Raw genomic sequence first — 24,526 nt, forward strand, 5'->3', positions numbered from 1 at the left:
ATCGTGCAGTTGTCTGTCCTCGATCTCGTCCCGGTCCGTAGAGACCAGTCCACCGGCGATGCCTTCGCCGCCACCGTGCGCCTCGCCAAGGTCGCTGATCAGCTGGGCTACACCCGCTACTGGGTGGCCGAGCACCACAACATGCCCGCGGTCGCCGCCACCAGCCCGCCCGTCGTCCTGGGCTACCTGGCCGCGCAGACCACTCGGATCCGTCTTGGCTCGGGCGGTGTGATGCTGCCCAATCACGCGCCGCTGGCCGTCGCCGAGCAGTTCGCGCTCCTGGAGGCGGCAGCGCCGGGCCGCATCGACCTCGGCGTCGGCCGGGCGCCGGGTACCGACCCCGTCACCTCGATCGCGCTGCGCGGCCCGGCCGGGCGCACCGACGAGGACATTCAGCGCTTTCCCGAGTACCTCGACGACGTCGTCGCGCTGATGAGCCCCGGCGGCGTCAAAGTGTCCCTCGAGGGGCGAAACCTGTTGGACAAGAACTACATCCTGAAGGCCACCCCGTCGGCGGTGAGCCCGCCGAAACTGTGGCTGCTGGGCTCGTCGATGTATTCGGCGCACCTCGCCGCGGCCAAGGGGCTGCCGTACGTGTTCGCCCACCACTTCTCCGGGCAGGGCACCGAGGAAGCCCTGGCCACGTACCGCGAAGAGTTCCGCCCCAGCGAATTCGCGGACAAGCCAACCACGTTCATGACCGTCAACGCCTGCGTGGCCGAGACGCGCGACGAGGCCGAACAGCTGATCCGCCCCAACCTGCAGATGATGGCATGGCTGCGCACCGGCGAGCCGCTGCGTGCGCTGGATCTGGTCGAAGACTCGGAGCACAACCAGCTCACCGCCACGCAGCAGGCCATCGTCGCCGCGGGAATGGAGCGGGCCGTCGTCGGCGCACCCGCGGAGGCCGCGGACCAAATCCGCGACCTGGCATCGCATTTCGGTGTCGACGAGGTGATGGTCAGCCCCGTCGCCGCCGCTCGCCGGGGCTGCGATCCAGCCACCGCGCCGGCTCGCGAGACGACACTGCGGCTGCTCGCCGAGCAGCTGCTCTAGCGGGGCGTCAGCGCGACCACCGGGATCGGCCGGGTGGTGCGCTTCTGATATCCCGCGTACCGGTTGGCGTTGTTCTTGTTCACGATCTGCCACAGCCGCGCGTAGTCCGGGTCGTCCTTGCCGACCACGCGCGCGGTCACCGGGATCCGCTTTGTCCCGACGTTGATCTCGATGTCGGGTTTGGCCTTCAGGTTGAAGTACCAGCCGGGCGCCGTCGGCTCGCCGCCCTTGGACGCGACCACCAGGTAGGCGTCGCCGTCCTTCGCGTACGTCAGCGATGTGGTGCGTGCCAGGCCCGTCTTGGCGCCGACGGTGTGCAGCAGCAGGCTCGGCGGGACGCCGGGGAACTGGTGCCCGATCCGGCCTTCGGTCTTCTGGTAGATCCGGTCGTGCATCTTCAGCAACGGGAGACCGAGGTATTTCTCCCACAGGGGCATGCTCATGGCTGCAAGTCTGCCTGTGGATCAGACAGCCGCGCCACCGCCTCCAGTAGGATCTTTCCGCTGGTCTCCCGGTCCGGATCACGGCGCAGCAGCATCCCTTTGGCAAACGCCAGCTTGTCGCCCAGCTTGCGCGGGACGACGTGCAGATGGATGTGGAACACCGTCTGAAATGCGGCTTTGCCATCGTTGATCGCGATGTTGTTGCCGTCGGCGTGGAGGCCGGACTCGCGCGAGGCCTGGGCGATGCGCTGACCGAGCTTGGCCATACCGGCCACCACGTCCGGCGGGGTGTCGACGAGGTTCTCGTAGTGCCGCTTGGGGACCACCAGGGTGTGGCCGCGCGAGAACGGGCGAATGTCCAGGAACGCCACATAGTCGGCGTCTTCGTAGACGCGTACCGCGGGCGCCTTCCCGGCGACGATGTCGCAGAACACACAGGCCATCAGTTCACGGTAGGCCAACCGGGGTCAGACGTTGGAGGCCGCCCACTCCGACAACCGGCGGTCGCGTTCGGCGGCGTCGACCTCTTCGACGCGCGTCATCACCGCCCAGCGCTGACCGAACGGATCGACGATCGACGCGAACCGGTCACCGGTGACGAAAGTCTGTGTCGCTTCCCGGATCGTCGCGCCGGCCCGCTCGGCCCGGTCGACCACCGCGTCGACATCGGGGCAGTACAGCACCACCGAATGCGTGACCGGACCGCTGCGGGGCGGCGCCACCAGTTCGTAATCGGGGTTGGGATCGGACAGTTGCAGCCGGCCGGTACCGAAGTCCAGCTCGGCGTGGGCCACCTTGCCGTCGCTCGCGTCCATCTTCTCGATCAGCCGCGCGCCGAACACCTCGACGTAGAAGTCGATCGCGGCGGCGGCCCCATCGATCACCAGGAACGGGGTGAGGCTGGTGTAGCCCTGGGGAATTGGTTGCACGCTCATGGCACCCAGTTTCGTAGGGTCAATGGTGTGGCGGCTTGGAAAAACCCGACAACAGCTCCCAAGCTGGGTGTGGTCGGCCGTGCCAATACCGGCTCGGTGTTCGACCTGCAGCAGTGGCAGCCGTCCGCCGCGGCAGCGGTCTGGGTCGAGAACTTCTGGTCCGTCACTTGGGATTTACGGGACGCCGAGCCGTTCGACAGCACCGTCATCACCTTTCCCGCGGTGCACCTGACGCACGAGTGGGGCACCGACGAGGTCCGGCACGGTCACCGGTTGCCGGCGACGCTGGTGCACGGCGTGGTCGAGCGGGTGTTCACGACCACGCTGTCAGGGGCAGGTTCGGTGGTGGGCGCCAGGTTCCGGCCCGGCGGCTTCGCGGCCCGGTTCGGCCGGGACGCCGGCGCGCTGACGGGCCGCGTGCTGCCGGTGAGTGCGGAATTACTGGGCGCCGCAGTCCCTTTCGCCGACGATATCGACCGGGACGCAGCGGCGCTCGACGCCGCGATCGGCGACCACACCGATGTGGACGCCACGTATCGGGACCTGACGCGATTGCTCGACCGGGTTCGCGCCGATTCACAGCTGCACCGGGTCGAACAGGTGATGGCGCTGTCTCCCTGGAGCGAGCGGACCACGCAGCGGGTGTTTCGCCGGTACGTCGGGGTGCCGGTGAAATGGGTGCTGTGCCGCTACCGCCTGCAGCACGCGGCACTGCAGATCGAGACGGTGCCGGACCTCGACTTCGCCGACCTGGCAGTGCGATTGGGTTGGTACGACCAAGCGCACTTCATCAACGACTTCCACGCGATGCTCGGCTGCACGCCGGGGGAGTACGCCACAAAACACCGCCGATGATGGGTAATCTGCGCCGCATGGACCCTCGTGACCTGGCGTTCGCCGGCGCCGCCGAACAGGCCAGGATGCTCGCCGCCGGTACGGTGACCGCACCCGAACTCGTCGAACTGTACCTGGACCGGATCGCGCGCATCGATGCCGAATTGCGTTGTTATCGAACAGTTCTGGCCGACAGTGCCAGGGCCCAGGCGCAGGCCGCGCAGGCCCGGCTGGACGCAGGGGAACGGCAACCGCTGCTCGGCGTACCGATCGCCATCAAGGACGACACCGATGTGGCGGGCGAACTGACCACGTTCGGCAGCAGCGCGCACGGACCGGCCGCCACCACGGACGCCGAGGTGATTCGGCGGCTACGCGATGCCGGCGCGGTGATCCTGGGCAAGACCACGGTGCCCGAGCTGATGATCTGGCCCTTCACCGAGACACTGACCTACGGCACCACGCGAAACCCCTGGAATCCGGACTATGCGCCGGGCGGCAGCAGCGGGGGCAGCGGCGCCGCGGTCGCCGCCGGGCTGGCGGCAATGGCGCTGGGATCGGACGGGATGGGTTCGATCCGGATTCCCGCCACCTGGTGCGGGCTGTTCGGCATCAAACCGCAGCGCGACCGTGTACCCATGAGCCCGCACGACGATTCGTGGTGCGGCCTGGTCGCCTACGGGCCGTTGGCCCGTACCGTCGAAGACGCGGCCCTGTTCCTCGACGCCACCACCGACGGCGGCTTCGTGGCTGCCGCACGACGCGCACCCGGACGCTTGCGGATTGCATTGAGCACCAAGGTGCCACCGCTGGTGACGGCACGGGTGGGCGCCGAGCAGCGCGCCGCGGTGGAGCAGGCGGGCGAGCTGTTGCGCGAACTGGGCCACGACGTCGTCGAACGAGATCCGGACTATCCGCGGTCGGCGGTGTACGGCCACGCCCTGCCGCGCTACTTCCGCGGTGTCTACGACGACGTGTCCGCGCTGCCGCACCCGGAGCGACTGGACCGCCGCACCCGGTCCTTCGCCCGGATCGGTGGGTTGCTCTCGCAGCGGCGCATCGACGCGATCCGCGCCGCCGAACCCGCGCTCGCCGCTCGGGTGCAATCCGTTTTCGACAGTGTCGACGTGGTGATCACCCCGGGCGCGGCGACCGGACCGTCGCGAGTCGGGCAGTACCAGCGCCGCGGCGCCGTCTCGACGCTGGCGTCGGTCGCCGCGCGCGTGCCCTTCCAGGCCATGTTCAACGTCACCGGTCAACCGGCGGCCGTGGTGCCGTGGGGGCTGGACAATAACGGTGTCCCGACGTCGATTCAGTTGGTGGGCAGGCCCTTTGACGAGGCGACGCTGCTGTCGCTGAGTGCGCAGATCGAAGGTGCGCGACCCTGGGCGGGCCGGCGGCCTCCGGTCGGTTAGCGCGCGCCGAGCGCGGCCTGGATGTCCGGCTTCATCTGCAGGAGTTGCTGACCCCAGTAGGCCCAGGTGTGCGTGCCCGTCGGCGGGAAGTTGAACGTGGCGTTGTGCCCGCCCGCAGCCTGATACGCGCCCTGGAACTTGGTGTTCGACGCGAGCGTGAAACTCTCCAGGAACTGCTGGGGCACACCGCTTGTCGCGCCCGCCAGGTCGTCCGGCGTGCCGGTGCCGCAGTACACCCACAGCCTGGCGCCGGACGAGGCGATCCTGCCGACGTTGACCGTCGGGTCGTTGCGCGCCCATGCCGGATCACCGGGAGGCCCCCACATGGCACCGGGGTTGAAGCCGCCGGAATCGTTCATCGCCAGCCCGACCAGCGACGGCCAGAACGAGTCGGACAAGTTCAGGAATCCGGACAGTGAACCGGCGTACCTGAATTTGTCCGGGTGGTCCGCCACGTACATGAGCGCGGTCGATCCGCTCATCGACAGCCCGACGACCGCGTTACCGCCGGTTGAGATGTGCTTGTTGGCGGCCAACCACGCCGGCAATTCCCTGGTCAGGAAGGTTTCCCACTTGTAGGTCTGGGTGGTGCCGTTGCCGACGGCCGGCTGATACCAGTCGGTGTAGAAGCTCGACATACCGCCGACCGGCATCACGACGGACAGGCCCGAGCCGTCGTACCACTCGAACGCCGGGGTGTTGATGTCCCAGCCGTTGTTGTCGTCCTGCGCGCGCAGGCCGTCCAACAGGTAGAGGGCGTGCGGACCGCCGGCCTGGAATTCGACTTTTATGTCGCGGCCCATGGCCGCCGACGGGACGTTGAGGTATTCGACGGGCAATCCGGGTCGGGAGAATGCGCCGGCCGGCGTCGCTGCGATCAGACCACCGATCGTCAGCGCCGTCAGCGCCGCACCCAGATACTTGGTGAATCCCGGCAGGTTCTTGGCGATGCGTGACATGGGTAAACCCCCTGGGTCCGGATGCGGATACACACCGCATTCGCGCGGCATACCCCCATCGGCCGAGGTGAAACGTTCAGCGGACCACTTGCCATGCCGCGAGTTTGTCGGCGAACGACATGGTCAGCGCTCCGCTGCTCGAGGGCAGGCGGACGGCGGGCAGCGCGATGTCGGTGCGCTGAAACAGCGTGTACGCCGTCAGCCCGTTGACGAAGCCCCGCTCGATCGTCGGGTGCTGCGTCAGGAACGCGTCGAAATCGTTGAGCACCAACGTCTTCCGGTCGATATTGGCGTCCAGGCTGCCGACTCGCCGGCAACTGTGCACGACGTCCCACAGCGCCACCCCGGCGGCGGTGACGGCATCGAGGCGCTCGGCATAGGGCAGCTCCGCGTCGAACCCGATGAGCGCACCCAGCAGCCGCCAGAACTGGTTCCGCGTGTTGGCGTAGTACTCGCCGGTGTCCAGCGACTTCTCGCTGGGAAACGAGCCGAGGATCAGCACCCGTGGGTCGGCGCCGACAATCGCCGGCAGGCCCGTGCGTAGCGGCATCTCTGGCTCGGTCATGTGCCCATTCTGCGGGGCTGCCAGGCGCGATAGGTTGGCCGGGTGAGTGAACAAGCTGCCGAGCCGGTCGACCGTGCCGAGCTGACCGACTGGCTGCTGTCCGAGGGGTTCACCGAGGACCAGATCAACGAGTCGTTCGCGCCGATGCTGCTGCCTTCGCGGCGGGCGTTGGGTGATGACGGCACCAGGTTGTCGGCCCGGCAGATCAGCGAGCGGTGGGGCGTGAATCTGGACCTGCTGCAACGAATTCTGCATGCAGCCGGCCGGCCCCGGTCCGAAGATCTGGACGCTGAGCTGTTTCTGCCGGTCGACAGCGACCTGGTCGGCTACGCCCAGCGGTTTCTCCGGCTCGGCCTGCCGGAGGATCAGGTTGTCGCGGTCGTTCAGGTCATGGCCGAAGGTCTGTCCCGCACCGTCGAGGTCATGCGTTTTGCGGCGTTGTCCGCGATTCTGCAACCGGGTGTCAGCGAACTCGACGGCGCGAAAGCCACCGCGGCGCTGATCGGCGAGGCGGCACCGCTGCTCGGGCCGATGATCCAGGACATGCTCCGGACCCAGTTGTTGCACGCCATGCTGGAAGAGGAGGTCAGCGCCACCGAACGGATGGCCGGACGGCCGCTGCCCGGGTCCGGGCAGGTGTCGGTGGCCTTCGCCGATCTCGTCGGGTTCACCAGTCTGGGGGAGGAACTGCCGCCGGAGGATTTGGAGCAGCTGTCGCAGCGGCTGGCCGATCTTGCGCGCGATCTCGCCGAGCCGCCGGTGCGGTTCGTCAAGACCATCGGGGATGAGGTCATGCTGGTCAGCGCTGAGCCGGTCCCGCTGCTCAACATGGTGCTGCAGCTCGTCGACGCGGCCGAGAAAGACGAATTCCTGCCGCGCCTCAAGGCGGGCATGGCGACGGGCCCGGCGGTGAGCCGGGCCGGTGACTGGTTCGGCAGGCCGGTCAACCAGGCCAGCCGGGTCACGGGAGTGGCCCGCCCCGGGTCGGTTCTGCTGGCTGAATCCGCACGTGAGGCAGTCGGCGACGCACCGGATTTCGAGTGGTCTTTCGCCGGTGCACGACGGCTCAAAGGCATCCGTGACGAGGTGAAACTGTTCCGCGCCCGCCGCGGCGGGGAGTAGCTGCGGCACCGATGCCCCTCGTATACCGGCTTGCACGAAGGCCGAGACGCGGCTTACATGGGTAGGCATGCCAGACATTGATCGTCGCAGCATGCTGTCGATGGCGGGGCTGGGCCTGCTGGCCGCCACGCTTCCCAGGGCCGAGGCCCACGCTGATACGCCCGGAAAACTCATCTTCGAGGACAACTTCGACGGCCCTGCCGGATCGTCGCCCGACACCTCGAAATGGGAGATCGCGACGGCCCGTGAGTCGATGGAGAACCCGACGTATTGGGAGATGCCCGAACGCGTCGGCCAGTACCGGAACGACCGCAAGAACCTGTTCCTGGACGGTAAGTCCAACCTAGTGATCCGGGCGGCCAAGGACGGGAACACGTACTACAGCGGCAAGATTTTCGGCACCTTCAAGGCCGGCATCGGCCATACCTTCGAGGCCCGGATCAAGCTCAACTGTCTGACGCCGGGCTGCTGGCCGGCCTGGTATCTGGCCAACAACTCGCCCGGAATCGGCGGCGAGGTCGACATCATGGAGTGGTACGGCAACGGGAGCTGGGCCCACGGTACGACCGTGCACGTCAACCTCAATGGCGGCGAACATGTTTCGCACAACATCACGCCGGACAGCGCCTGGCACAACTGGCGCTGCCAGTGGGACGACGCCGGGCTGCGGTTCTGGCTGGACTACACCGACGGCGCGCAACCGTACTTCAATGTCCCGGCAAAGTCGTTGCCCAACTGGCACTTCAACGACCCCGGCTACACGCTGTTCCCGATCCTGGGCCTCGCCGTCGCCGGGTCCGGTGGCGGCGACCCGTCAGGGGGAACGTACCCGGCCGAGATGCTGGTCGACTGGGTGAAGATCTGGTAGTTACCTGCTCGGTTTGAAACTGCGGAGCCGCAGGCTGTTGCTCACGACGAACAGTGAGCTGAAAGCCATTGCCGCACTGGCGATCATCGGGTTCAGCATGCCCGCGGCCGCCAGCGGAATCGCCGCGACGTTGTAGGCGAACGCCCAGAACAGGTTGCCCTTGATGGTCTTGAGGGTGGCGCGGGACAGCCGGATCGCGTCGCCCGCCGCCCGCAGGTCGCCACTGACCAGGGTCAGGTCCGAGGCCTCGATCGCCACATCGGTGCCGGTGCCCATGGCCAGTCCCAGGTCGGCCTGGGCAAGGGCGGCAGCATCATTCACGCCGTCGCCGACCATCGCCACGACCCGGCCCTGATCCTGCAGGCGCTTGATCTCGTCGACCTTGTCCGCGGGCAGCACCTCGGCGATCACCGTCGCGATGCCGACTTCGGCGGCCACCGCGCCGGCCGCGCGGGCGTTGTCGCCGGACAGCAGGACCGGGGTCAGTCCCAGCTTCTCGAGGTCGGCAATGGCTTCGGCGGCAGTGTCTTTCACCTTGTCGGACACCACGATGACGCCGGCTGTGGCGCCGTCGATCGCGACCCACACCGGGGTACGGCCTTCCGCCTCAGCCGTGTGCGCAACGTTCTCCAACTCCGGGGTGGCATTGGTGGCCAGCCAGCTGTACCGCCCGACGGCGACCTCGTGACCGTCGACTACGCCGGTGACGCCGCGGCCGTCGTGGTTGACGAAGTCGGTGACCGTCGGTAGCGGCCCGTCGGCGGCGGCCCGGGCCGCGATGGCCTGGGCGATGGGGTGTTCGGATGCGTGCTCCAAGGCTCCGGCGAGCCGTAACACGTTGTCGGACTGGGCATGTACTGCCGCCACCGTCATTTTCCCGGTCGTCACCGTTCCGGTCTTGTCCAGCACGACGGTGTCGACCTTGCGGGTCGATTCGAGTACTTGCGGGCCCTTGATCAGGATGCCCAGCTGCGCGCCGCGGCCGGTGCCGACCAGCAGGGCCGTCGGTGTGGCCAGGCCCAGGGCGCAGGGGCACGCGATGATCAGCACCGAAACGGCGGCGGTCAGCGCGGCACTCACCGTGCCGCCGGCGACCAGCCAGCCGATCAACGTCAGCAGCGCCAGCCCGATCACCACCGGCACGAACACCGCCGACACCCGGTCGGCGAGGCGCTGCACGTCGGCCTTGCCGCTCTGCGCATCGGCCACCAGGCGCGCCATCTGCGCCAGCTGGGTGTCGGCGCCGACACGGGTGGCCTTGACCTCAAGGCGCCCACCGGCATTCACCGTTGCGCCGGCGAGCTGATCGCCCGGGCCGACCTCGACAGGCACCGATTCGCCGGTCAACATCGACGCGTCGACGGCAGACGTTCCCGTCACCACCACGCCGTCCGTGGCGATCTTCTCGCCCGGGCGGACCACAAAGACATCTCCGACAGCCAGGTCCTCGATGGGCACCCGGGTTTCGTGGCCGTCACGGAGCACCGCGACGTCCTTGGCGCCGAGATCTAGTAGCGCGCGCAGCGCGGCCCCGGACTGCCGCTTGGCACGGGTCTCGAAGAACTTGCCGGCGAGAATCAAGGTCGTGACGGTGGCGGCGACCTCGAGGTAGAGGTGGTCGCTGCCCATGGCCAGCATCCATACCGACCACAGGTACGACGTGAGCACACCCAGCGACACCAGGGTGTCCATCGTCGCCGCGCCGTGCCGCAGGTTGGTCCACGCGGCATGGTGCAGCGGCCAGGCGCCCCAGAACACCACGGGTGTGGCGAGGGCCAGCGCCCACAGCGCCCAGTGCGGGAATTGCAGGGCCGGAATCATCGACAGCGCGATGACGGGGATCGTGAGGGCCAGTGACGCCAGCAGGCGCGGCAGGTAGGCCGGTTCGGCGGGGGTATCGGCCTTGTCGACGCTCGCGGTGTAGCCGGTGGCCTCGACGGCCGCGACAAGATCGTCGGTGGTCACGCTGTCCGGGTAGGTGATGGCCGCCTGTTCGGTCGCGAAGTTCACGCTGGCGTGAACACCGTCGATCCGGTTGAGCCGCTTCTCGATTCGGGCCGCACACGACGCACACGTCATGCCGCCCACGGACAGGGTGACCGACGTGGTCATGCTGGTTGGACGACGTCGTATCCGGCGTCTTCGATGGCGGCGGCAACGGCGGCCCGATCGGCCTCGCCGTCCACTCGTACGGTCCCGGCCTTGAGGTCCACCTCGACGCCGGTTACGCCGGGCAGCGGCTCGACAGCTGAGGTGATGGACGCGACGCAGTGTCCGCACGACATTCCCTGAACTTCAAGTACCTGACTCATGCCTGGAGTATATACCCATAGGGGGTATAGGTAGGGCTGTGATTCGGGTCTCGGATTCGAGTGTTGGTTGAATCTCTTCCTTTAGTCGCCTCGGGTGGCATCCTGGTTCCATGGCGCGCAAAGAAATTGACCCGGTCCGGGCGAAGAGTGCCCTCGCGGTAGCGAAGGAACACCCGGGCATGCTGCTGTTCCTGGCGTCGCCGGTGATTGCCGCCATCGTCCTGGTCGGTGTCTTCGTCAGTCCGGGCTGGGCGGTGTTCCTGGCGTTGGTGGCGCTCGGTGTGGCCGTCTTCGGCGGTTCCGCGCTGTTGCGTAAGCGCTGATAGAGCCCTTTTTGCGGCGTACGTTCGCTTGGGGTGAAAGGCCGTTTCGTTACAGCTGTAACGGTGTAATCATGTAAGCATGAGGCAACGTCATTCTGGCCAGGACCGCCGCGGCGGCTGGCAACAAGCGCAGCAGCCCGACGCGGGCGACGCCGCCGACTGGTTCGCCGGCCGGCTCCCGGAAGAGTGGTTCGCCGGCGACCCGGAGGTCACGGTGGACCGCGAGGAGATCGTGGTCATCGGGCGACTGCCCGAGCCGGAAAATCCGGAAACGACCGCCCGGGCCTCCGGGCGCGTGGCGCGCTTCCGGGAAGAGACCCGGTCCGAGCGCATGCGGATCGCCGACGAGGCCGAGGCCCGCTACGGCCGCAAAGTGGCCTGGGGCGTATCGGTGGGGGAGTCGGAGCGAATCCTGTTCACCCACTTGGCTGTCCCGGTGATGACCCGACTGAAGCAGCCCGAGCGTCAGGTCCTCGACACCCTGGTCGACGCCGGCGTGGCACGGTCGCGGTCTGATGCGCTGGCGTGGTCGGTCCGGTTGGTCGGCGAACATGCCGAGGAGTGGCTCGCGAAACTGCGTGACGCCATGACGGCGGTCGACGATCTTCGCGCCGAGGGTCCGCAACTCTGATCAACCATTGACGTTCGCCGCCGCTCGGGTGCAGGCTCAAGGTACTGGCCCGATGGGAGCGCGTCATGAGCGATCGGTTGTTCAATTACATCGGCGAGATGCTGTGCGGCAGCCTGAATGCCGACCTCGCGTCGGCCCGGGTGCTCGCGCCGGGTGACTTCACGAAATTCCTCACGGATGACGTGCGACTGCATGCCATCCAGGGACGGTTGGCGGCCGAGGAATGGGGCACCGCGGAGCGGCATGGGCCGGTGCGGGTCCTGGCCACGCACATCATCATCACCGAGCACGGGCTGCTGTACGCGGCCGAGGTCGGCGGTCCGAATCCCGGCTACTACCTGGCGGCGCCGCGGACCTTGCTGGAACCCGTTGCCGACCACATCGCGGACAGCCCGCCGCCGTCGGGCACGGCCGCAGCCGTGGACTGCCGGATGGACCACGACCTCGCGTCCATCTGGCAGTTCGAGAGTGCGCTGCGGCATCGCCTCGAATCCGATCCAGTCATCCGGGTCCAACTGACGGCAGCGTTCGCGGCCTGAGTCATGGGCTCGACGGCGTCCCTGCGCCGCCAAAGCCTGGTGCGCAGTGCGGTTTTCACCGTCGTCGTGCCCGGCACCATGGCCGGCCTGATCCCATATTCGCTGACCGGTTGGCGGCGGATCGGTGACCTGTTCGGCGTGCCCGGCACATGGATCGGCGGCGTGGTGCTGATCGCTCTGGGCCTCCCGGTGCTGCTCGCGGCAATCTACAAATTCGCCAGTGATGGGCTCGGCACGCCCCTGCCGGCCGCGCCGACGCAGAACTTGGTCGTGACGGGCCCGCACCGGTACGTCCGCAACCCGATGTACCTCGCGGTCGCTGCCGTCATCGTTGGTCAGGCGCTGGTCCTCGGCCAGCCGGTACTGCTTTGGTATGCAGTCTTTTTCGTGCTTGGGACGGCCGCGTTCGTCTACTTCTATGAGCAACCCGCGCTGCTGAGGCAGTTCGGCGACGAGTACCGGCGCTACTGCGAGTCGGTACCTGCCTGGCTGCCGAGGGTCACGCCGTATCGGCCGTAGGTCTGTGGGTGGCGGCGCGGTCGCTAGGTGTACTGACCTGAGAGGTTAGGCACGCGACTGGCGGGTGGGTGGCCTCCGAGTGCGGTGTGGCCGCGGTGGTGATTGTAGGTGTGGAGCCAGCGTGGGTATTCGGCGCAGCGCTCGGCGTCGTTGGTATAGAGGCGTGCGTAGGCCCATTCGTCGGCCAGGGTGCGGTGGAATCGTTCTACTTTGCCGTTGGTCTGGGGTCGATAGGGCTTGGTGCGGCGGTGCACTATATCCCCGAGCGCATCACGGAAGGCGTGCGATCGATAGCAAGAGCCATTGTCGGTCAATACGTTTCGGACCGTGATCCCACATTGGTGGAACCAATTGTTGGCGCGGATCCAGAATGCGGCCGCGGTCTCTTTGCGTTCATCGGCGAGTATCTCGCTGTAGACCAATCGAGAGTGGCCGTCTATGGCTGTGTGCAGAAAGTGATAGCCGCGCAGCGGTTGTCGGGATTTGTTGAAGACGCCGCTGCTCTTGTCTTGGTTGGAGTTGTGGCCGCCTTTGGTGCGGCCAAGCATCCGCCAGCCGCCTCCGGCAGGGATTTTGCCGAGCTTCTTGACATCGACATGAACCAGATCGCCGGCCGCTGCAGACTCGATGCGGCGTACGACCCGGCCAGTAGGGCGGTCCAACCAACGCAGTCGGGCGATGCCGTAGCGGGTCAGCACCCGATGCACAGTCGAGGGGTGAATGCCCAGCAGGTAACCGATTTGGGCTGGGCCCCAGCGACGGGTCACCCGAACCTTGATGATCCGGCGTTCGGTCCGGGTCGGTGTCTGGTTGGGGCTGCGGTGGGGTCGAGAGCTGCGGTCAACCATGCCGGCCGGTCCCAGTTCGCGATATCGGCAGGCCCAACGCCGGGCGGTCGTGACGGCGACCTGGAACCGCTCAGCAGCCCGGCGTAGCGACCAGCCTTCATCGACCACACAACGGGCCAAGCGCAGACGACCGGTTTCTGACAGCGGGGCATTACGGTGGGACACGAAGACCTCCGAGAGAGTTGGTGCGTTCCTAGACAGCTCGCACTTCACTCGGAGGTCTTCTTCATGTCACCACGCCACGCCGTACCTAACGTCCATGGTCAGTACAGCTAGGCGAGTGAAACTTCCTGCTGCGCCTGCGTATTCGACACCTCGCGCCCGCACGTCTTCCCGCGCCGCCCGCCTGCGCATCCTCCCCGCCGGCATCGGCGCATTCGGTGCCGGGTCGACGGCACGCCCGGGCCACGGGACCGCAACCCAAGTTCGGCGGTCGCAACTGCCCTTCCGGGATCGCTCGAACCGTCACCGATGTCCTGATGGGGCGCAAAAAACTCCTTGCTGTTCGAACATTTGTTCGATACAATTGGGCATGGGAATCACACCGGATCTCACCACCAGCCTCGACGCCCTCCGCGGCATGCAGGTCCCCGACGACATGCCCGCGGGCGACGCGGTGGAGGCGATGACGTACGTGATGAAAATGCGCAATGTGATCGATCATCTGGCGGCGATGCTGACCGGGGTGCTGGATCGCTGCGGTGCCGCGGCGGCGCAGGGCCGGACGCCACGGGAGTTGTTGATGGCGTTGGGGTGTGCGCCGTCGGTGGCCGAGCGCTTTATCCGGGTATCGGGAGCCTTGCCGGCATTGCCCACGCTCGCGGCCCATGCCGCCGACGGTGCGATCTCCGGTGAGCATGTCGATGCGATCGTCAAAGGCATCAACCACATCCGCGCCCGCGCACCCGGTGAGGTTAGCGAGGAAGCCCGCTTCGCGCAGGTGACCGATCTGCTGGGGCAGTTCTTCTCCGGCGCCACCCCCGCCGACATCGACAAACGCGCCCGCCGGCTGGGCAACCGAGTCGCCGCCGCCGAAGGGGGCCTGCCGGCCGCCGAGGACCGGTCGATCAACACCGTCGAGCACCGCGTCACCTCCGATGGTCGGGTGCAGGTGCGCGCGGACTTGGACGTGGAGGTGGGCGCCAAGCTGGTCGCAGCGATCGAGGAACACTCGGCACCGCGGCCAGAACCCGACGGCAGCCCCGACACCCGCACGGCCTCCCGGCGCCGCGCTGACGCGTTAGAGGCGGTGCTGGACATCGCCGCCCGCGGCGGCGACACCGCATCCGCGCCGCGCACCCAACTGCTGATCACCGTCCCGGCGGATGCCCCGGATTTGGCGGCGTTGGAATTCATCGGATCGATCAGCACCATGACCCTGGAACGAATCTGCTGCGACACCACCGTCACCACGATCATCGTCGACGGCGAACAGGTACCCCTGGACATGGGCCGGGAGAAACGCCTGTTCCCGGCGCACCTACGCAAAGCCCTCTATCACCGCGATCAGTGCTGCATCAAATGCGGCGCCCCACCCGGACGCACCCACGCCCACCACATCATCCACTGGACCCACCACGGTGAGACATCACTAGCCAACGGGTGCCTGCTGTGCCCGGCCTGCCACGCCAACGTCCACCACGACGGCTGGGACGTCGTCATGGGCCTGGACAAACACCCCTGGCTCATCCCACCCGCGGCCGTCGACCCACACCGAAAACCCATCCCCGCCCACAACCGCCGCACCATGCGCCTCGACAGCGCCGCATAACACCTAAAGCATTGCGCACCTTGACAACTCAACAGTGACAACACATCGCGGGCCTGCCGCTACGGCGGCGGAGCGGCAGGCCCGCGCACCGGCCGAACACAGGCAACCTTCGGTGGACGGATGCCCGGTGGGTGGGCCTAGCGTGCGACCGTCAGGCCTGCGTCATCTTCCAGTAGGCCCCGCGTCGCTGGAGCAGCTCGTCGTGGGACCCACGCTCGACGATGCGCCCGGCCTGCACCACGAGGATCAGATCGGCATCTCGGATGGTGGAAAGTCGATGCGCGATAATGAAACTGGTCCGATTACGGCGCAGCTCCGCGGTGGCTTGGGCGATCAGCAGCTCGGTGCGGCTGTCGACGGAACTGGTGGCCTCGTCGAGGATCAACAGCTGGGGTTGCCGGACCAGCGCGCGGGCAATGGTGATCAGCTGCTTCTCGCCGGCGCTGATGTTCACGCCGTTCTCGTTGAGCCGCGTCTGGTACCCGTTCGGCAGCGTGTGCACGAAGTGGTCGACGCGCGCGGTACGGGCCGCCTCGATCACCTCGGCCTCGGTGGCGTCGGGACGTCCGTAGGCGATGTTGTCGTAGATGGTGCCGGCAATCAGCCATGTGTCCTGCAGCACCATGCCGATATGCGACCGCAGCTCGGCGCGGCTCATCGTCGCGATGTCGCGGCCGCCCAACAGGATTCGGCCGGAATCCGGCTCGTAGAACCGCATCAGCAGATTCACCAGCGTGGTCTTTCCGGCCCCGGTCGGCCCGACGATGGCCACGGTGGTGCCCGGTTCGGCGACGAACGACAGGTCCTCGATGACAGGGGTCCCGGGTACGTAGGAGAAGTTGACCCGCTCGAACTCGACGAGGTCCGGCGCAGCCGTGGAACTGCCGGCCGCGGCTTCGCCAGGGCCAGGTGCAACCGAACCGCGGTCCGCCGCAACCGAGCCCCGGTCCGGCACGGCCGAGCCACCGCCAAGCACCTGCCCAGCCACGAATCCGGCCTCTTCGTCAGCATCCAGGAACTCGAAAACCCGCTCGGCGCTGGCCATCCCGGACTGCATGGTGTTGTACATCGACGCGATCTGGGTCAAGGGCTGGTTGAACTGCCGCACGTACTGGATGAATGCCTGGATGCTGCCCAGGCTGATCTGCCCGGTCGCCACCTGGATACCGCCGACCACCGCGACGCCGACATAGCTGACGTTGCCGATGAACGTCGTGATCGGGGAGACCAGTCCGGACAGCGACTGCGCCCCGAAACTCGCCTGGTACACATCGTCATTCAGCTCGCGGAACTTCTCCTCGGCGAGTGCCCGGTGGCCATACGTCTTGACGACGGTGAAGCCGCTGTAGGTCTCTTCGATGTGAGCGTTGAGTCGGCCGGTGTTGCGCCACTGCGCCATGAACTGTTGCCGCGATCGTTTGGTGATGATGCGCGTCGCCAGCAAGGTGAACGGCACCGTCAGCACGGTGATCAACGCCAGCAGCGGCGAAATCCAGATCATCGCCGCCAGCACCGCCACCACGGTCAGCGCCGAGGTCAGCAGTTGGCTGACGGTGATCGTCAACGACGTCTGGACGTTGTCGATGTCGTTGGTGACGCGGCTGAGAAGCTCCCCGCGGGGCCGGGAATCGAAGTAGGACAACGGCAGCCGGTGAATCTTGTCCTCGACGTGGGAGCGCAGCATGAACATGGTGCGCTGCACGATGGTGTTGAGCAGTCGTGCCTCGGCCCACACCATCACCGCAGAAACCAGATACAGGAGCAGCGCGAGCGTCAGCACGTGGCCGATCGCAGTGAAGTCCACGCCCTGTCCCGGAACGACGTCGGACCCGGCGAGCAGGTCGGCAAAGGTGTTGTCGCCCCGGGCCCGCGCCGCTGCCACCGCCTGCTCACGGCTGATGCCCGCCGGCAGCCCGCGGCCCAGAACCCCATTGAACAACAGGTCGGTGGCATGGCCCAGGATGCGCGGTCCGATCACGCCGACGGCGATCCCGGCGATGCCCAACAGCATCACCACGATCACCCGACCGCGTTGCGGTGCCAGCTGTTTCACCAACCGCAGCGCCGTACCGCGGAAGTTCTCCGACCGCTGACCCGAAGCCAGCATGGCGGCCGACGGCGGCCGGGTCACGCCAGGCCTCCGGCCACAACCGCTTGCGAGTCGGCGAATTCGCGGTACACCGGGCACGACTCGATCAGTTCGGAATGCGTGCCGACGCCCACTACGTGGCCGTTGTCGAGTACGACGATCTGATCGGCGACGGCGACCGTCGAAAGGCGCTGGGCGACAATGATCACCGTGGCCTCGGCAGCCACCACGGACAACGCGTCCCGCACCCGGGCGTCGGTGTGGACGTCCAGCGCGGAGAAGGCGTCGTCGAACAGGTACACCGCGGGCCGCCGGACGACTGCGCGGGCGATGGCGAGGCGCTGGCGCTGTCCACCGGAGAAGTTCGTGCCGCCCTGTGCGACGGGCATGCCCAGCCCGTCGGGGTGGTCCGCCACGAAATCGGCCGAGGCGACATCGAGCGCCGCCCACATCTCGTCCTCGGTCGCATCGGCCTTGCCGAACCGCAGGTTGTCGGCGACCGTGCCGGAGAACGCATGCCCGCGCTGCGGCACCACCCCGATCATCGACCACAGCTGTTCGGGGTCGTAGTCCCGCACGTCGACGCCGTCGACCATCACGGAGCCGGACGTGACGTCGTACATCCGGCACAGCAGCGCCATCAGTGTCGACTTTCCGGAGCCGGTCGATCCCACGACGGCCGTCACCGTCCCGGGTGAAGCGGTCAGCGAAACGCCGTGCAGCACAGGGTCGTCGGCCCCGGGATACCCGAAGGTGGCTGCCTCCACCCGTACGTCCCCGCGCCGGACCTCCGGCACCACGGGCGCAGCGGGCGCCACGATCGACGGCTCGGTCGCGAGCACATCGGTGATCCGCTCGGCGCACACCGACGCGCGCGGCAGGATCACCAGCACGATCGTCACCATCAGCACGGCCATCAGGATCTGCATGAAGTACGAGAGGAACGCGATCAGCGACCCGACCTGCATCTGGCCGTGATCGATGCGGATGCCGCCGAACCAGATCACCGCAACGCTGGACAGATTCACCACGAGAGTGGTGGCGGGCAGCATCAGTGCCTGCCACCGCCCGACGGTCAGCGTGGTGTCGGTCAGGTCGTGATTCGCGTCCGCGAACCGGGCGCGTTCGGCGTCGTCGCGCGAGAAGGCCCGAACCACGCGAATGCCGGTGAGCTGTTCGCGCAGCACCCGATTGATGTTGTCGATCAACCGTTGCATGCGGCGGAACAGCGGCAGCAGCCGGGAGATGATCAGGTAGTTGCACACCGCCATCACCGGCACGCTGACGAGCAGCAGCCACGACAGGCCGGCGTTCTGGTGCACGGCCATCGCGATGCCGCCGATGCACATGATCGGCGCGGTGATCAGTATGGTGCAGGTCATCTGCACCAGTACCTGGATTTGCTGGACGTCATTGGTGGTGCGGGTCATCAGCGTGGGCGCCCCGAATCGCACGGCTTCGGCGTTGGACCAGCCGAGCACCTGGCGGAACACGGCCCAGCGCAGGTCGCGGCCGAAGCCCATGCCGGCGCGGGAACCGAAGTAGACGGCGCCGATGGCGCACAGCACCTGCAGCGCACTGACGCCGAGCATGACGGCCCCGAGCCGCCCGATCACGCCGGTGTCGCCGCGCGCCACGCCGTGGTCGATGATGCGGGCATTGAGCGTCGGCAGATACAGCGAGGCCAGCGTGCTGATCAGTTGCAGCGTCGCCACCACCGTCAGCTGCCGCCGATACGGCCTCGTGTACTGCCGCAGCAGTGCCCAGAGCATGCGGTTACTGTGGCACACCCGGGAATGCTTATAGAAAGACCAGGTCAGTCGGCATGTCGGTGGTTGACCTCAGAACCTGCCGCTACAGTGCATGGCGTGACCCGCAGACAGGTGAAGACTGCCGCCGCGACCGTGCTTGCCGCGGCGATGATTCCGGCGATGTCCGCCTGCTCGGACGACGGCAACGGCGGCACCGCTCAGGCGGGCGGCCAGTCGGGCCCCGCTGCCTCGGGCCCGGCAAAGCACGGCCCGATGTTCCCGGTGTGCGGCGGCGTCAGCGATCAGACCGTCAGCCAGCTGACCCAGGTCACCGGCCTCGTGAACACCGCGAAGAACTCCGTGGGGTGCCAGTGGCTGGTCAACGGTGGCATCCTCGGCCCGCACTTCTCCTTCACCTGGTACCGCGGCAGCCCAATCGGCCGCGAACGCAAGACCGAGGAACGGACACGGGCCGACGTCAGCGACATCAACATCAACGGCCACTCCGGTTTCGTCGCGCTCGGTGAGGACCCGATGATCGGCAAGAGCCTGTGTGAGGTCGGCATCCAGTTCGACGACGACTTCATCGAATGGTCCATCAGCTTCTCCCAGAAGCCGTTCCCCGAACCGTGCGACATCGCCAAGGAACTGGCCCGGCAATCGATTGCGAACGCGAAATGACACGACGGAAACTGGCTGGAGCGGTCGCCGTGATGTCGGCGCTGGCGCTGGTGGGTTGCGCGCGCTCGGTCGAGGGCACCGCGATGAAAGAAGGCGCCGGCGGCGGCAGCGAGCACTCGGCGGATTCGTACCCGAACCTGCTCAAAGAGTGCGACGTGCTGACCAATGACGTGCTGGCCAAGACGGTCGGCGCGGATCCGCTGGACATCCAGAGCACCTTCGTGGGTGCGGTGTGCCGGTGGCAGGCGCTGAACCAGTCCGCGGGCCTCATCGACATCACCCGGTTCTGGTACGAGCAGGGCAGCCTCGATGAGGAGACCAAGGTCGCCCAGCATCTGAACTACAAGTACGAGTCCAAAGCGATCGCCGGTGTGAAGTCGATCATCATGCATCCGAACGACCCCAACGGTTCGTGCGGCGTGGCCAGTGACGCTGCCGGTGTCGTGGGCTGGTGGGTCAATCCGCAGGGGCCGGGCGCCGACACCTGCGGTATGGCCACCAAACTGATGGAGCTGACGCTCGCCACCAACTCCTAACGGGGGATGTGGAACTGGTCCAGCGTGGCGCTGCGCAGCTCCAGCTGCGACCAGTGCCGGTCGGTGTGCAGAACCGCGATCGCTGACGTCGGGTACTTCATCGCGATCTGGCCGGCGGCGTCAGGGTCGCTCGTGTCGAGCGACGCCAGACTCAGCGCGAGCGACGACATGACCGGTTCGTGGCCGATCACCAGCACTGTGCTCGCCGCCTCCGGCGCGCCGTTGATGACTTCGATGGCGATGCCGGCCGTCGCGTCGTAGAGGCGTTCGACATAGGTCACGGGTGCGGTGATGCCGGTGCGTTCGAGCGTCTGCCGGGTTCGGGTGGCGGTCGAGCAGAGGACGGCGTCGACGGCCGGGAGATGTTCCCGAATCCAGTCGCCCGCCAGTGCCGCTTCGCGGATGCCGCGCTTGGCGAGCGGCCGGTCGTGGTCGGCGACCCCGTCCGGGTAGTCGGATTTCGCGTGCCGCAGCAGGATCAATGTTCGGGTTCCCGTCACCCGCCCACCGTAGATCCCCGGAGTTGTCAGTGCCGGGTTTTACACTCGCCGCATGCGTTTCGTCCACACCGCCGACTGGCAGCTCGGTATGACCCGGCATTTCCTGGGCGGTGAGGCGCAGCCGCGCTACTCGGCCGCACGTCGTGACGCCGTGGCGCGCCTCGGGGCGCTGTGCACCGAGGTGGGTGCCGAGTTCGTCGTCGTGGCGGGGGATGTCTTCGAGCACAACCAGCTCGATCCGCGTGAGGTCAGCCTGTCGCTGGAGGCCATGCGCGCCATCAAGATTCCGGTGTTCCTGCTGCCGGGCAACCACGATCCGCTGGATCCGGCGTCGGTGTACACCAGCACGCTGTTCCTGGCCGAATGCCCGCCGAATGTCACGGTGCTCGACGGCGTACACGATCTGCGGCCCGGGGTGCAGATCGTCGGCGCGCCGTGGCGCTCCAAGGCGCCCACCACGGACCTGACGGGCGACGCGGTGGCCGACCTGCCGGCCGACGGCGTCACCCGAATCGTGGTGGGGCACGGCGGGGTCGACGTCCTCGATCCCGATCCCACGAAACCGGCACTGATCCGGCTGGACGCCGTCGAGGCCGCGGTACGGCGGGGCGCGGTCCACTATGTGGCGTTGGGGGACAAGCACTCTCGCACCGAGGTCGGCAGCACCGGCCGGGTGTGGTACTCCGGTGCGCCCGAAGTCACGAATTACGATGACATCGAAGCGGATTCGGGCCACGTCCTGGTGGTCGACGTGGACGACACGGATCAGTCGGTCACGGTCGAGTCCCGCCGGGTGGGTCAGTGGCGGTTCGTCACGCTGCGCCGGATCGTCGACACGGATCGCGATATCGCCGATCTGGACCTGAACCTCGACGGCCTGCCGGACAAGGAACGCACCGTCGTCCGGTTGGCGCTGACGGGCTCACTGACCATCTCCGACAAGGCCACCCTCGATGCCTGCCTCGACCGCTACGCGCGCCTGTTCGCCGCGCTGACGACGTGGGAACGACACACCGACCTCGTCGTGGTCCCGGCAGACGGCGAATTCTCGGACCTGGGCATCGGTGGGTTCGCCGCGGCGGCGGTCGACGAATTGGTCGGCACCGCAAGCACTTCGGGCGGCGACGCCGACGACGCACGCGCGGCGCTCGCGCTGCTGCTGCGCCTGGTCGATCGGGGGAGTGCCGCATGAAGTTGCACCGGCTGGTCCTGACCAATTACCGCGGCATCACCCACCGCGAGATCGAATTTCCCGAGCGCGGCGTGGTGGTGGTCGCCGGCGCCAACGAGATCGGCAAGTCCTCCATGATCGAGGCGCTCGATCTGCTGCTGGAGTCCAAGGACCGCTCGACCAAGAAAGAGGTCAAGCAGGTCAAGCCGACTCATGCTGACGTCGGTGCCGAGGTGACGGCCGAAATCTCCACCGGCCCTTACCAGTTCGAGTATTACAAGCGGTTCCACAAGAAGGCCGAAACCCGGCTGACCATCCTCGCGCCGCGCCGCGAGCAGCTCACCGGCGACGAGGCGCACGACCGGGTGCGCGCGATGCTGGAGGAGACGGTCGACACCGAACTCTGGCGGGCCCAACGCATTCTGCAGTCTGCCGCCATGGTGCCGGTCGACCTCGCCGGATGCGACGCGCTGGCTCGGGCACTCGATGTCGCGGCCGGCCAGGCCGGTGCACTCGAGGGTGCGCTGTCGGGCAACGAGCCGCTGCTGGTCGACCGGATCGACGCCGAGTTCTTGAAGTACTTCACGCAGACCGGCCGCCCCACCGGTGTGTGGGCCGAGGCAACAAAAAGCCTGAAGGCGGCGCAGGCGGAGGTCGCGGCGCGTGCCGCCGCGGTGGCCGAGGTCGACGAGGCGGTCCGCCGCCACGGCGAGCTGACGAAGGAATTGGTAACGGCCACTGAGCAACTGGCGGCCGCCGAGGTGCGGCTGGCGGCGGCTCGGGAAGCGGCGACCGCGGTGGCTCGAGTCCGCGACGAGCTTGCCCAGGCGCGCGTGCAGGCGCAGGCGGCGGTGGCGACCGCGACGGCAGCACGCAGTGCTCTCGATGAGCGGCAGCGGCTGCAGGCCGACGTCGAGCAGCGGACCGCCGGCATCGGTGAACTGACCGCCGCCGCCGAGCACGCCGCGCAACAGCAGCTGACCGCGGCGCAGCTGCAGCAGGCTGCCGACACCGCCGTGGCGGTGGCGCGGTCCGTGGTGGAGGCCGGTCGCGTCCGCCTGGATGCGGCGCGGCAGGTGGTGGACCAACTGTCCCAGCGCGCTGAGGCGGTTCGGCTGTCCGGCCTGCTGGAGCGGGTGCAGGTTGCCGCCGACGAACTGGCGGCGGTCGCCGATCAGCTGGGCAAGATCACGCTGACCGCGGCGGGCATGCGCGCCATCGAAACCGCCGCCGCCGCGGTGGACCGTGCGGCCGCGGCCGCTGAACTCGCCTCGGCGCGAATCGAATTGGTGGCTCACGGCGACGTCGAGCTGCGCGTGGGTGACCAGGACGTGACGCTGTCCGCCGGGTCGGAGTGGGCCACGAGCGCGGGCGGCCGGACCGATGTCGAACTCCCCGGGCTGCTGACGGTGCGGGTGCTGCCCGGTACCCCGGCCGCGGACACCAGCGCCGTTCTCGACGCGGCGCGCAATGCGCTGGCGGCTGCGCTCCAGCCACACGGGGTTGCTGACGTCGAGGCCGCGCGGGCCCTGGACGCCCGGCGGCGCGAACTCGAAGCGGAGCGTGATCGGCTGACCGTCACCCGGCAGACGCTGCTGGCCGCCGACACGGTCGAGGCGCTCGCGGCTCGGCTGGCGGGGCTGCGGGAGCAGCTGGGCGACACCGATGCCATCGACGTCGGGGCGGCACGCGCCGAGCTGGAAGCCGCCGACGCCGAACAGCGCCGGGCGACAACCGAGTACGAGCAATGCCGCGACACGGCCACCGCCGCGGCGGCCGCGGTGGCGGCCGCGTTGACCGCGGCGACGGTCGCCCGCGAGAAGGTGACGGCGGCGACGGCCGCGCTCACCGAGGCCACCGAGCGACTGACCCGGCAGCGCGAGCTGGAGGACGACGCGGCCTTGACCCAGCGCGTCGCGGCGCTGGGGGAGCAGGCTGCCGCGGCCGCCGCGCGCGAACAGGAACTCGCCGCGGCACTGGCTGCCGCCGCGCCAGACGCCGTCGACGCGGAACTGGCGGCGGCCACCGCGGATTCGGCCCGGCTCGGTGCCCGGCGCCGCGAACTCGATGACCAATTGCGGGATGTGGCAGCGCAATTGAAGGTGTACGGGACACAGGGCCGCCAGAGCCAGCTCGATGCCGCCGAGATCGCGCTGCGGCATGCGGAGTCCGAGCATGCAGCGGTGGGGCGTCGAGCCCGGGCCGCTGAACTGCTGCGGACGGTGATGGGCCGGCACCGTGAGCAGGCCCGGCAGCGGTACGTGGCACCGTTCCGCACCGAGGTGGAACGGCTGGGGCGCATCGTGTTCGGTGACAGCTTCGCCGTCGAGGTCGACAGTGATCTGCGGATTTGCAGTCGCACCGTCGCGGGCACCACCGTGCCGTACGAGAGCCTCTCCGGTGGGGCCAAGGAACAGCTGGGAATCGTCGCCCGGCTGGCCGGCGCGGCGCTGGTGGCCAAGGAGGACACCGTCCCGGTGATCATCGATGACGCACTGGGGTTCACCGATGCGGGCCGGTTGACGCGCATGGGTGAGGTGTTCGACGCGGTCGGCGGTGATGGTCAGGTGATCGTGCTGACCTGCAGCCCCGAGCGTTATGCCAGCGTCGGCGACGCGACGCGCATCGAGCTCACCGCTTAGGCCCCTGGTAGGCCGC

At 67.9% G+C, this 24,526-nt stretch carries 25 protein-coding genes; 14 read left to right on the forward strand and 11 right to left on the reverse strand.

The window, feature by feature from the left end; all coding sequences use genetic code 11:
- Positions 1-3 precede the first annotated feature (3 nt).
- The gene (locus ACZ5IQ_RS06555) at positions 4-1,056 is read left to right on the forward strand and encodes an LLM class flavin-dependent oxidoreductase (protein WP_464481006.1); all 1,053 of its coding nucleotides are present in this window, start codon (positions 4-6) and stop codon (positions 1,054-1,056) included.
- On the opposite strand, the gene ACZ5IQ_RS06560 is transcribed toward ACZ5IQ_RS06555, so the two are convergent.
- From ACZ5IQ_RS06560 to ACZ5IQ_RS06570, 3 genes are read right to left on the reverse strand one after another with little or no spacing between them, the layout of a single operon-like run.
- On the reverse strand, positions 1,053-1,499 hold the full coding sequence (locus ACZ5IQ_RS06560; protein ID WP_212812586.1) for a nitroreductase family deazaflavin-dependent oxidoreductase: 447 nt from the start codon (positions 1,497-1,499) through the stop codon (positions 1,053-1,055). The genes ACZ5IQ_RS06555 and ACZ5IQ_RS06560 overlap by 4 nt on opposite strands.
- Positions 1,496-1,942 (reverse strand): HIT family protein, encoded by a 447-nt coding sequence (locus ACZ5IQ_RS06565; protein ID WP_464481007.1) that lies wholly within the window; start codon positions 1,940-1,942, stop codon positions 1,496-1,498. The genes ACZ5IQ_RS06560 and ACZ5IQ_RS06565 overlap by 4 nt, the downstream gene beginning before the upstream one ends.
- A 24-nt stretch (positions 1,943-1,966) precedes the next feature.
- Positions 1,967-2,434 (reverse strand): VOC family protein, encoded by a 468-nt coding sequence (locus ACZ5IQ_RS06570; protein ID WP_318986582.1) that lies wholly within the window; start codon positions 2,432-2,434, stop codon positions 1,967-1,969.
- 27 nt (positions 2,435-2,461) lie between these two features.
- On the opposite strand from ACZ5IQ_RS06570, the gene ACZ5IQ_RS06575 reads away from it, so the two are divergent.
- Positions 2,462-3,289 (forward strand): AraC family transcriptional regulator, encoded by an 828-nt coding sequence (locus ACZ5IQ_RS06575; RefSeq protein WP_464481008.1) that lies wholly within the window; start codon positions 2,462-2,464, stop codon positions 3,287-3,289.
- Positions 3,290-3,306: 17 nt separating this feature from the next.
- Positions 3,307-4,683: an amidase gene (locus tag ACZ5IQ_RS06580; protein ID WP_464481009.1), complete on the forward strand. Its 1,377-nt coding sequence runs from the start codon at positions 3,307-3,309 to the stop codon at positions 4,681-4,683.
- Here ACZ5IQ_RS06580 and ACZ5IQ_RS06585 read toward each other — a convergent pair.
- The gene (locus ACZ5IQ_RS06585) at positions 4,680-5,642 is read right to left on the reverse strand and encodes an esterase family protein (protein WP_464481010.1); all 963 of its coding nucleotides are present in this window, start codon (positions 5,640-5,642) and stop codon (positions 4,680-4,682) included. The two genes, ACZ5IQ_RS06580 and ACZ5IQ_RS06585, sit on opposite strands and share 4 nt — an antisense overlap.
- A gap of 76 nt (positions 5,643-5,718) precedes the next feature.
- On the reverse strand, positions 5,719-6,207 hold the full coding sequence (locus ACZ5IQ_RS06590) for a DNA-deoxyinosine glycosylase (protein ID WP_406801830.1): 489 nt from the start codon (positions 6,205-6,207) through the stop codon (positions 5,719-5,721).
- Positions 6,208-6,249: 42 nt separating this feature from the next.
- Here ACZ5IQ_RS06590 and ACZ5IQ_RS06595 point away from each other — a divergent pair, with 42 nt between their 5' ends.
- Both ACZ5IQ_RS06595 and ACZ5IQ_RS06600 read left to right on the forward strand, forming a co-directional pair.
- On the forward strand, positions 6,250-7,329 hold the full coding sequence (locus ACZ5IQ_RS06595) for an adenylate/guanylate cyclase domain-containing protein (RefSeq protein ID WP_406801829.1): 1,080 nt from the start codon (positions 6,250-6,252) through the stop codon (positions 7,327-7,329).
- Between the two features lie 67 nt (positions 7,330-7,396).
- A complete protein-coding gene (locus ACZ5IQ_RS06600; protein WP_212812578.1) occupies positions 7,397-8,197 on the forward strand; it encodes a glycoside hydrolase family 16 protein in 801 nt (266 codons plus the stop codon).
- Here ACZ5IQ_RS06600 and ACZ5IQ_RS06605 read toward each other — a convergent pair whose 3' ends face one another.
- Both ACZ5IQ_RS06605 and ACZ5IQ_RS06610 read right to left on the reverse strand, forming a co-directional pair.
- Positions 8,198-10,309: a heavy metal translocating P-type ATPase gene (locus ACZ5IQ_RS06605; protein WP_212812577.1), complete on the reverse strand. Its 2,112-nt coding sequence runs from the start codon at positions 10,307-10,309 to the stop codon at positions 8,198-8,200.
- Complete coding sequence (locus ACZ5IQ_RS06610; RefSeq protein ID WP_212812576.1) at positions 10,306-10,509, reverse strand: cation transporter; 204 nt, start codon at positions 10,507-10,509, stop codon at positions 10,306-10,308. Before ACZ5IQ_RS06610 ends, ACZ5IQ_RS06605 begins: the two co-directional genes overlap by 4 nt.
- Positions 10,510-10,619: 110 nt before the next feature.
- Here ACZ5IQ_RS06610 and ACZ5IQ_RS06615 point away from each other — a divergent pair, with 110 nt between their 5' ends.
- The 4 genes from ACZ5IQ_RS06615 (at position 10,620) to ACZ5IQ_RS06630 (ending at position 12,521) form a co-directional block, all read left to right on the forward strand.
- Positions 10,620-10,832 (forward strand): hypothetical protein, encoded by a 213-nt coding sequence (locus ACZ5IQ_RS06615; RefSeq protein WP_212812575.1) that lies wholly within the window; start codon positions 10,620-10,622, stop codon positions 10,830-10,832.
- 79 nt (positions 10,833-10,911) lie between these two features.
- Positions 10,912-11,463 carry a hypothetical protein gene (locus tag ACZ5IQ_RS06620; protein WP_212812574.1) on the forward strand — a complete coding sequence of 184 codons (552 nt, stop codon included), beginning with the start codon at positions 10,912-10,914 and terminating at the stop codon, positions 11,461-11,463.
- Positions 11,464-11,528: 65 nt separating this feature from the next.
- A complete protein-coding gene (locus tag ACZ5IQ_RS06625; RefSeq protein ID WP_318986572.1) occupies positions 11,529-12,002 on the forward strand; it encodes a glucose-6-phosphate dehydrogenase in 474 nt (157 codons plus the stop codon).
- A 3-nt stretch (positions 12,003-12,005) separates the two neighbouring features.
- Positions 12,006-12,521 carry a methyltransferase family protein gene (locus tag ACZ5IQ_RS06630; protein WP_212812572.1) on the forward strand — a complete coding sequence of 172 codons (516 nt, stop codon included), beginning with the start codon at positions 12,006-12,008 and terminating at the stop codon, positions 12,519-12,521.
- A 23-nt stretch (positions 12,522-12,544) separates the two neighbouring features.
- Here ACZ5IQ_RS06630 and ACZ5IQ_RS06635 read toward each other — a convergent pair whose 3' ends face one another.
- A complete protein-coding gene (locus tag ACZ5IQ_RS06635; RefSeq protein ID WP_212812571.1) occupies positions 12,545-13,534 on the reverse strand; it encodes an IS481 family transposase in 990 nt (329 codons plus the stop codon).
- Positions 13,535-13,901: 367 nt separating this feature from the next.
- Here ACZ5IQ_RS06635 and ACZ5IQ_RS06640 point away from each other — a divergent pair, with 367 nt between their 5' ends.
- Entirely contained in the window at positions 13,902-15,140 is a 1,239-nt protein-coding gene (locus ACZ5IQ_RS06640; RefSeq protein WP_212812570.1) for an HNH endonuclease, read from the forward strand.
- Between the two features lie 151 nt (positions 15,141-15,291).
- On the opposite strand, the gene ACZ5IQ_RS06645 is transcribed toward ACZ5IQ_RS06640, so the two are convergent.
- Positions 15,292-17,247, reverse strand: coding sequence for an ABC transporter ATP-binding protein (locus tag ACZ5IQ_RS06645; RefSeq protein ID WP_212814926.1), 1,956 nt, complete (start codon positions 17,245-17,247; stop codon positions 15,292-15,294).
- A 20-nt stretch (positions 17,248-17,267) separates the two neighbouring features.
- Positions 17,268-19,001: an ABC transporter ATP-binding protein gene (locus ACZ5IQ_RS06650; protein WP_212812569.1), complete on the reverse strand. Its 1,734-nt coding sequence runs from the start codon at positions 18,999-19,001 to the stop codon at positions 17,268-17,270.
- Between the two features lie 147 nt (positions 19,002-19,148).
- On the opposite strand from ACZ5IQ_RS06650, the gene ACZ5IQ_RS06655 reads away from it, so the two are divergent.
- Both ACZ5IQ_RS06655 and ACZ5IQ_RS06660 read left to right on the forward strand, forming a co-directional pair.
- Positions 19,149-19,661 carry a DUF3558 domain-containing protein gene (locus ACZ5IQ_RS06655; RefSeq protein ID WP_212814925.1) on the forward strand — a complete coding sequence of 171 codons (513 nt, stop codon included), beginning with the start codon at positions 19,149-19,151 and terminating at the stop codon, positions 19,659-19,661.
- Positions 19,658-20,197: a DUF3558 domain-containing protein gene (locus ACZ5IQ_RS06660; RefSeq protein ID WP_212812568.1), complete on the forward strand. Its 540-nt coding sequence runs from the start codon at positions 19,658-19,660 to the stop codon at positions 20,195-20,197. Before ACZ5IQ_RS06655 ends, ACZ5IQ_RS06660 begins: the two co-directional genes overlap by 4 nt.
- On the opposite strand, the gene ACZ5IQ_RS06665 is transcribed toward ACZ5IQ_RS06660, so the two are convergent.
- Positions 20,194-20,697: a SixA phosphatase family protein gene (locus ACZ5IQ_RS06665; protein ID WP_212812567.1), complete on the reverse strand. Its 504-nt coding sequence runs from the start codon at positions 20,695-20,697 to the stop codon at positions 20,194-20,196. The two genes, ACZ5IQ_RS06660 and ACZ5IQ_RS06665, sit on opposite strands and share 4 nt — an antisense overlap.
- 52 nt (positions 20,698-20,749) lie before the next feature.
- Here ACZ5IQ_RS06665 and ACZ5IQ_RS06670 point away from each other — a divergent pair, with 52 nt between their 5' ends.
- Positions 20,750-21,889 (forward strand): metallophosphoesterase family protein, encoded by a 1,140-nt coding sequence (locus ACZ5IQ_RS06670; protein ID WP_212812566.1) that lies wholly within the window; start codon positions 20,750-20,752, stop codon positions 21,887-21,889.
- A complete protein-coding gene (locus ACZ5IQ_RS06675; protein WP_212812565.1) occupies positions 21,886-24,510 on the forward strand; it encodes an AAA family ATPase in 2,625 nt (874 codons plus the stop codon). Before ACZ5IQ_RS06670 ends, ACZ5IQ_RS06675 begins: the two co-directional genes overlap by 4 nt.
- Positions 24,511-24,526: the final 16 nt, after the last annotated feature.

Source organism: Mycobacterium toneyamaense, assembly GCF_055384815.1.

Excerpts from the sequence above, each read along its gene's own strand:
- ACZ5IQ_RS06560 (WP_212812586.1), bottom strand. The coding sequence starts at position 1,499 with ATGAGCATGCCCCTGTGGGAGAAATACCTCGGTCTCCCGTTGCTGAAG.
- ACZ5IQ_RS06565 (WP_464481007.1), bottom strand. The coding sequence starts at position 1,942 with ATGGCCTGTGTGTTCTGCGACATCGTCGCCGGGAAGGCGCCCGCGGTA.
- ACZ5IQ_RS06570 (WP_318986582.1), bottom strand. The coding sequence starts at position 2,434 with ATGAGCGTGCAACCAATTCCCCAGGGCTACACCAGCCTCACCCCGTTC.
- ACZ5IQ_RS06580 (WP_464481009.1), top strand. The coding sequence starts at position 3,307 with ATGGACCCTCGTGACCTGGCGTTCGCCGGCGCCGCCGAACAGGCCAGG.
- ACZ5IQ_RS06585 (WP_464481010.1), bottom strand. The coding sequence starts at position 5,642 with ATGTCACGCATCGCCAAGAACCTGCCGGGATTCACCAAGTATCTGGGT.
- ACZ5IQ_RS06590 (WP_406801830.1), bottom strand. The coding sequence starts at position 6,207 with ATGACCGAGCCAGAGATGCCGCTACGCACGGGCCTGCCGGCGATTGTC.
- ACZ5IQ_RS06600 (WP_212812578.1), top strand. The coding sequence starts at position 7,397 with ATGCCAGACATTGATCGTCGCAGCATGCTGTCGATGGCGGGGCTGGGC.
- ACZ5IQ_RS06605 (WP_212812577.1), bottom strand. The coding sequence starts at position 10,309 with ATGACCACGTCGGTCACCCTGTCCGTGGGCGGCATGACGTGTGCGTCG.
- ACZ5IQ_RS06610 (WP_212812576.1), bottom strand. The coding sequence starts at position 10,509 with ATGAGTCAGGTACTTGAAGTTCAGGGAATGTCGTGCGGACACTGCGTC.
- ACZ5IQ_RS06615 (WP_212812575.1), top strand. The coding sequence starts at position 10,620 with ATGGCGCGCAAAGAAATTGACCCGGTCCGGGCGAAGAGTGCCCTCGCG.
- ACZ5IQ_RS06620 (WP_212812574.1), top strand. The coding sequence starts at position 10,912 with ATGAGGCAACGTCATTCTGGCCAGGACCGCCGCGGCGGCTGGCAACAA.
- ACZ5IQ_RS06625 (WP_318986572.1), top strand. The coding sequence starts at position 11,529 with ATGAGCGATCGGTTGTTCAATTACATCGGCGAGATGCTGTGCGGCAGC.
- ACZ5IQ_RS06630 (WP_212812572.1), top strand. The coding sequence starts at position 12,006 with ATGGGCTCGACGGCGTCCCTGCGCCGCCAAAGCCTGGTGCGCAGTGCG.
- ACZ5IQ_RS06640 (WP_212812570.1), top strand. The coding sequence starts at position 13,902 with ATGGGAATCACACCGGATCTCACCACCAGCCTCGACGCCCTCCGCGGC.
- ACZ5IQ_RS06645 (WP_212814926.1), bottom strand. The coding sequence starts at position 17,247 with ATGCTGGCTTCGGGTCAGCGGTCGGAGAACTTCCGCGGTACGGCGCTG.
- ACZ5IQ_RS06650 (WP_212812569.1), bottom strand. The coding sequence starts at position 19,001 with ATGCTCTGGGCACTGCTGCGGCAGTACACGAGGCCGTATCGGCGGCAG.
- ACZ5IQ_RS06655 (WP_212814925.1), top strand. The coding sequence starts at position 19,149 with ATGATTCCGGCGATGTCCGCCTGCTCGGACGACGGCAACGGCGGCACC.
- ACZ5IQ_RS06660 (WP_212812568.1), top strand. The coding sequence starts at position 19,658 with ATGACACGACGGAAACTGGCTGGAGCGGTCGCCGTGATGTCGGCGCTG.
- ACZ5IQ_RS06670 (WP_212812566.1), top strand. The coding sequence starts at position 20,750 with ATGCGTTTCGTCCACACCGCCGACTGGCAGCTCGGTATGACCCGGCAT.
- ACZ5IQ_RS06675 (WP_212812565.1), top strand. The coding sequence starts at position 21,886 with ATGAAGTTGCACCGGCTGGTCCTGACCAATTACCGCGGCATCACCCAC.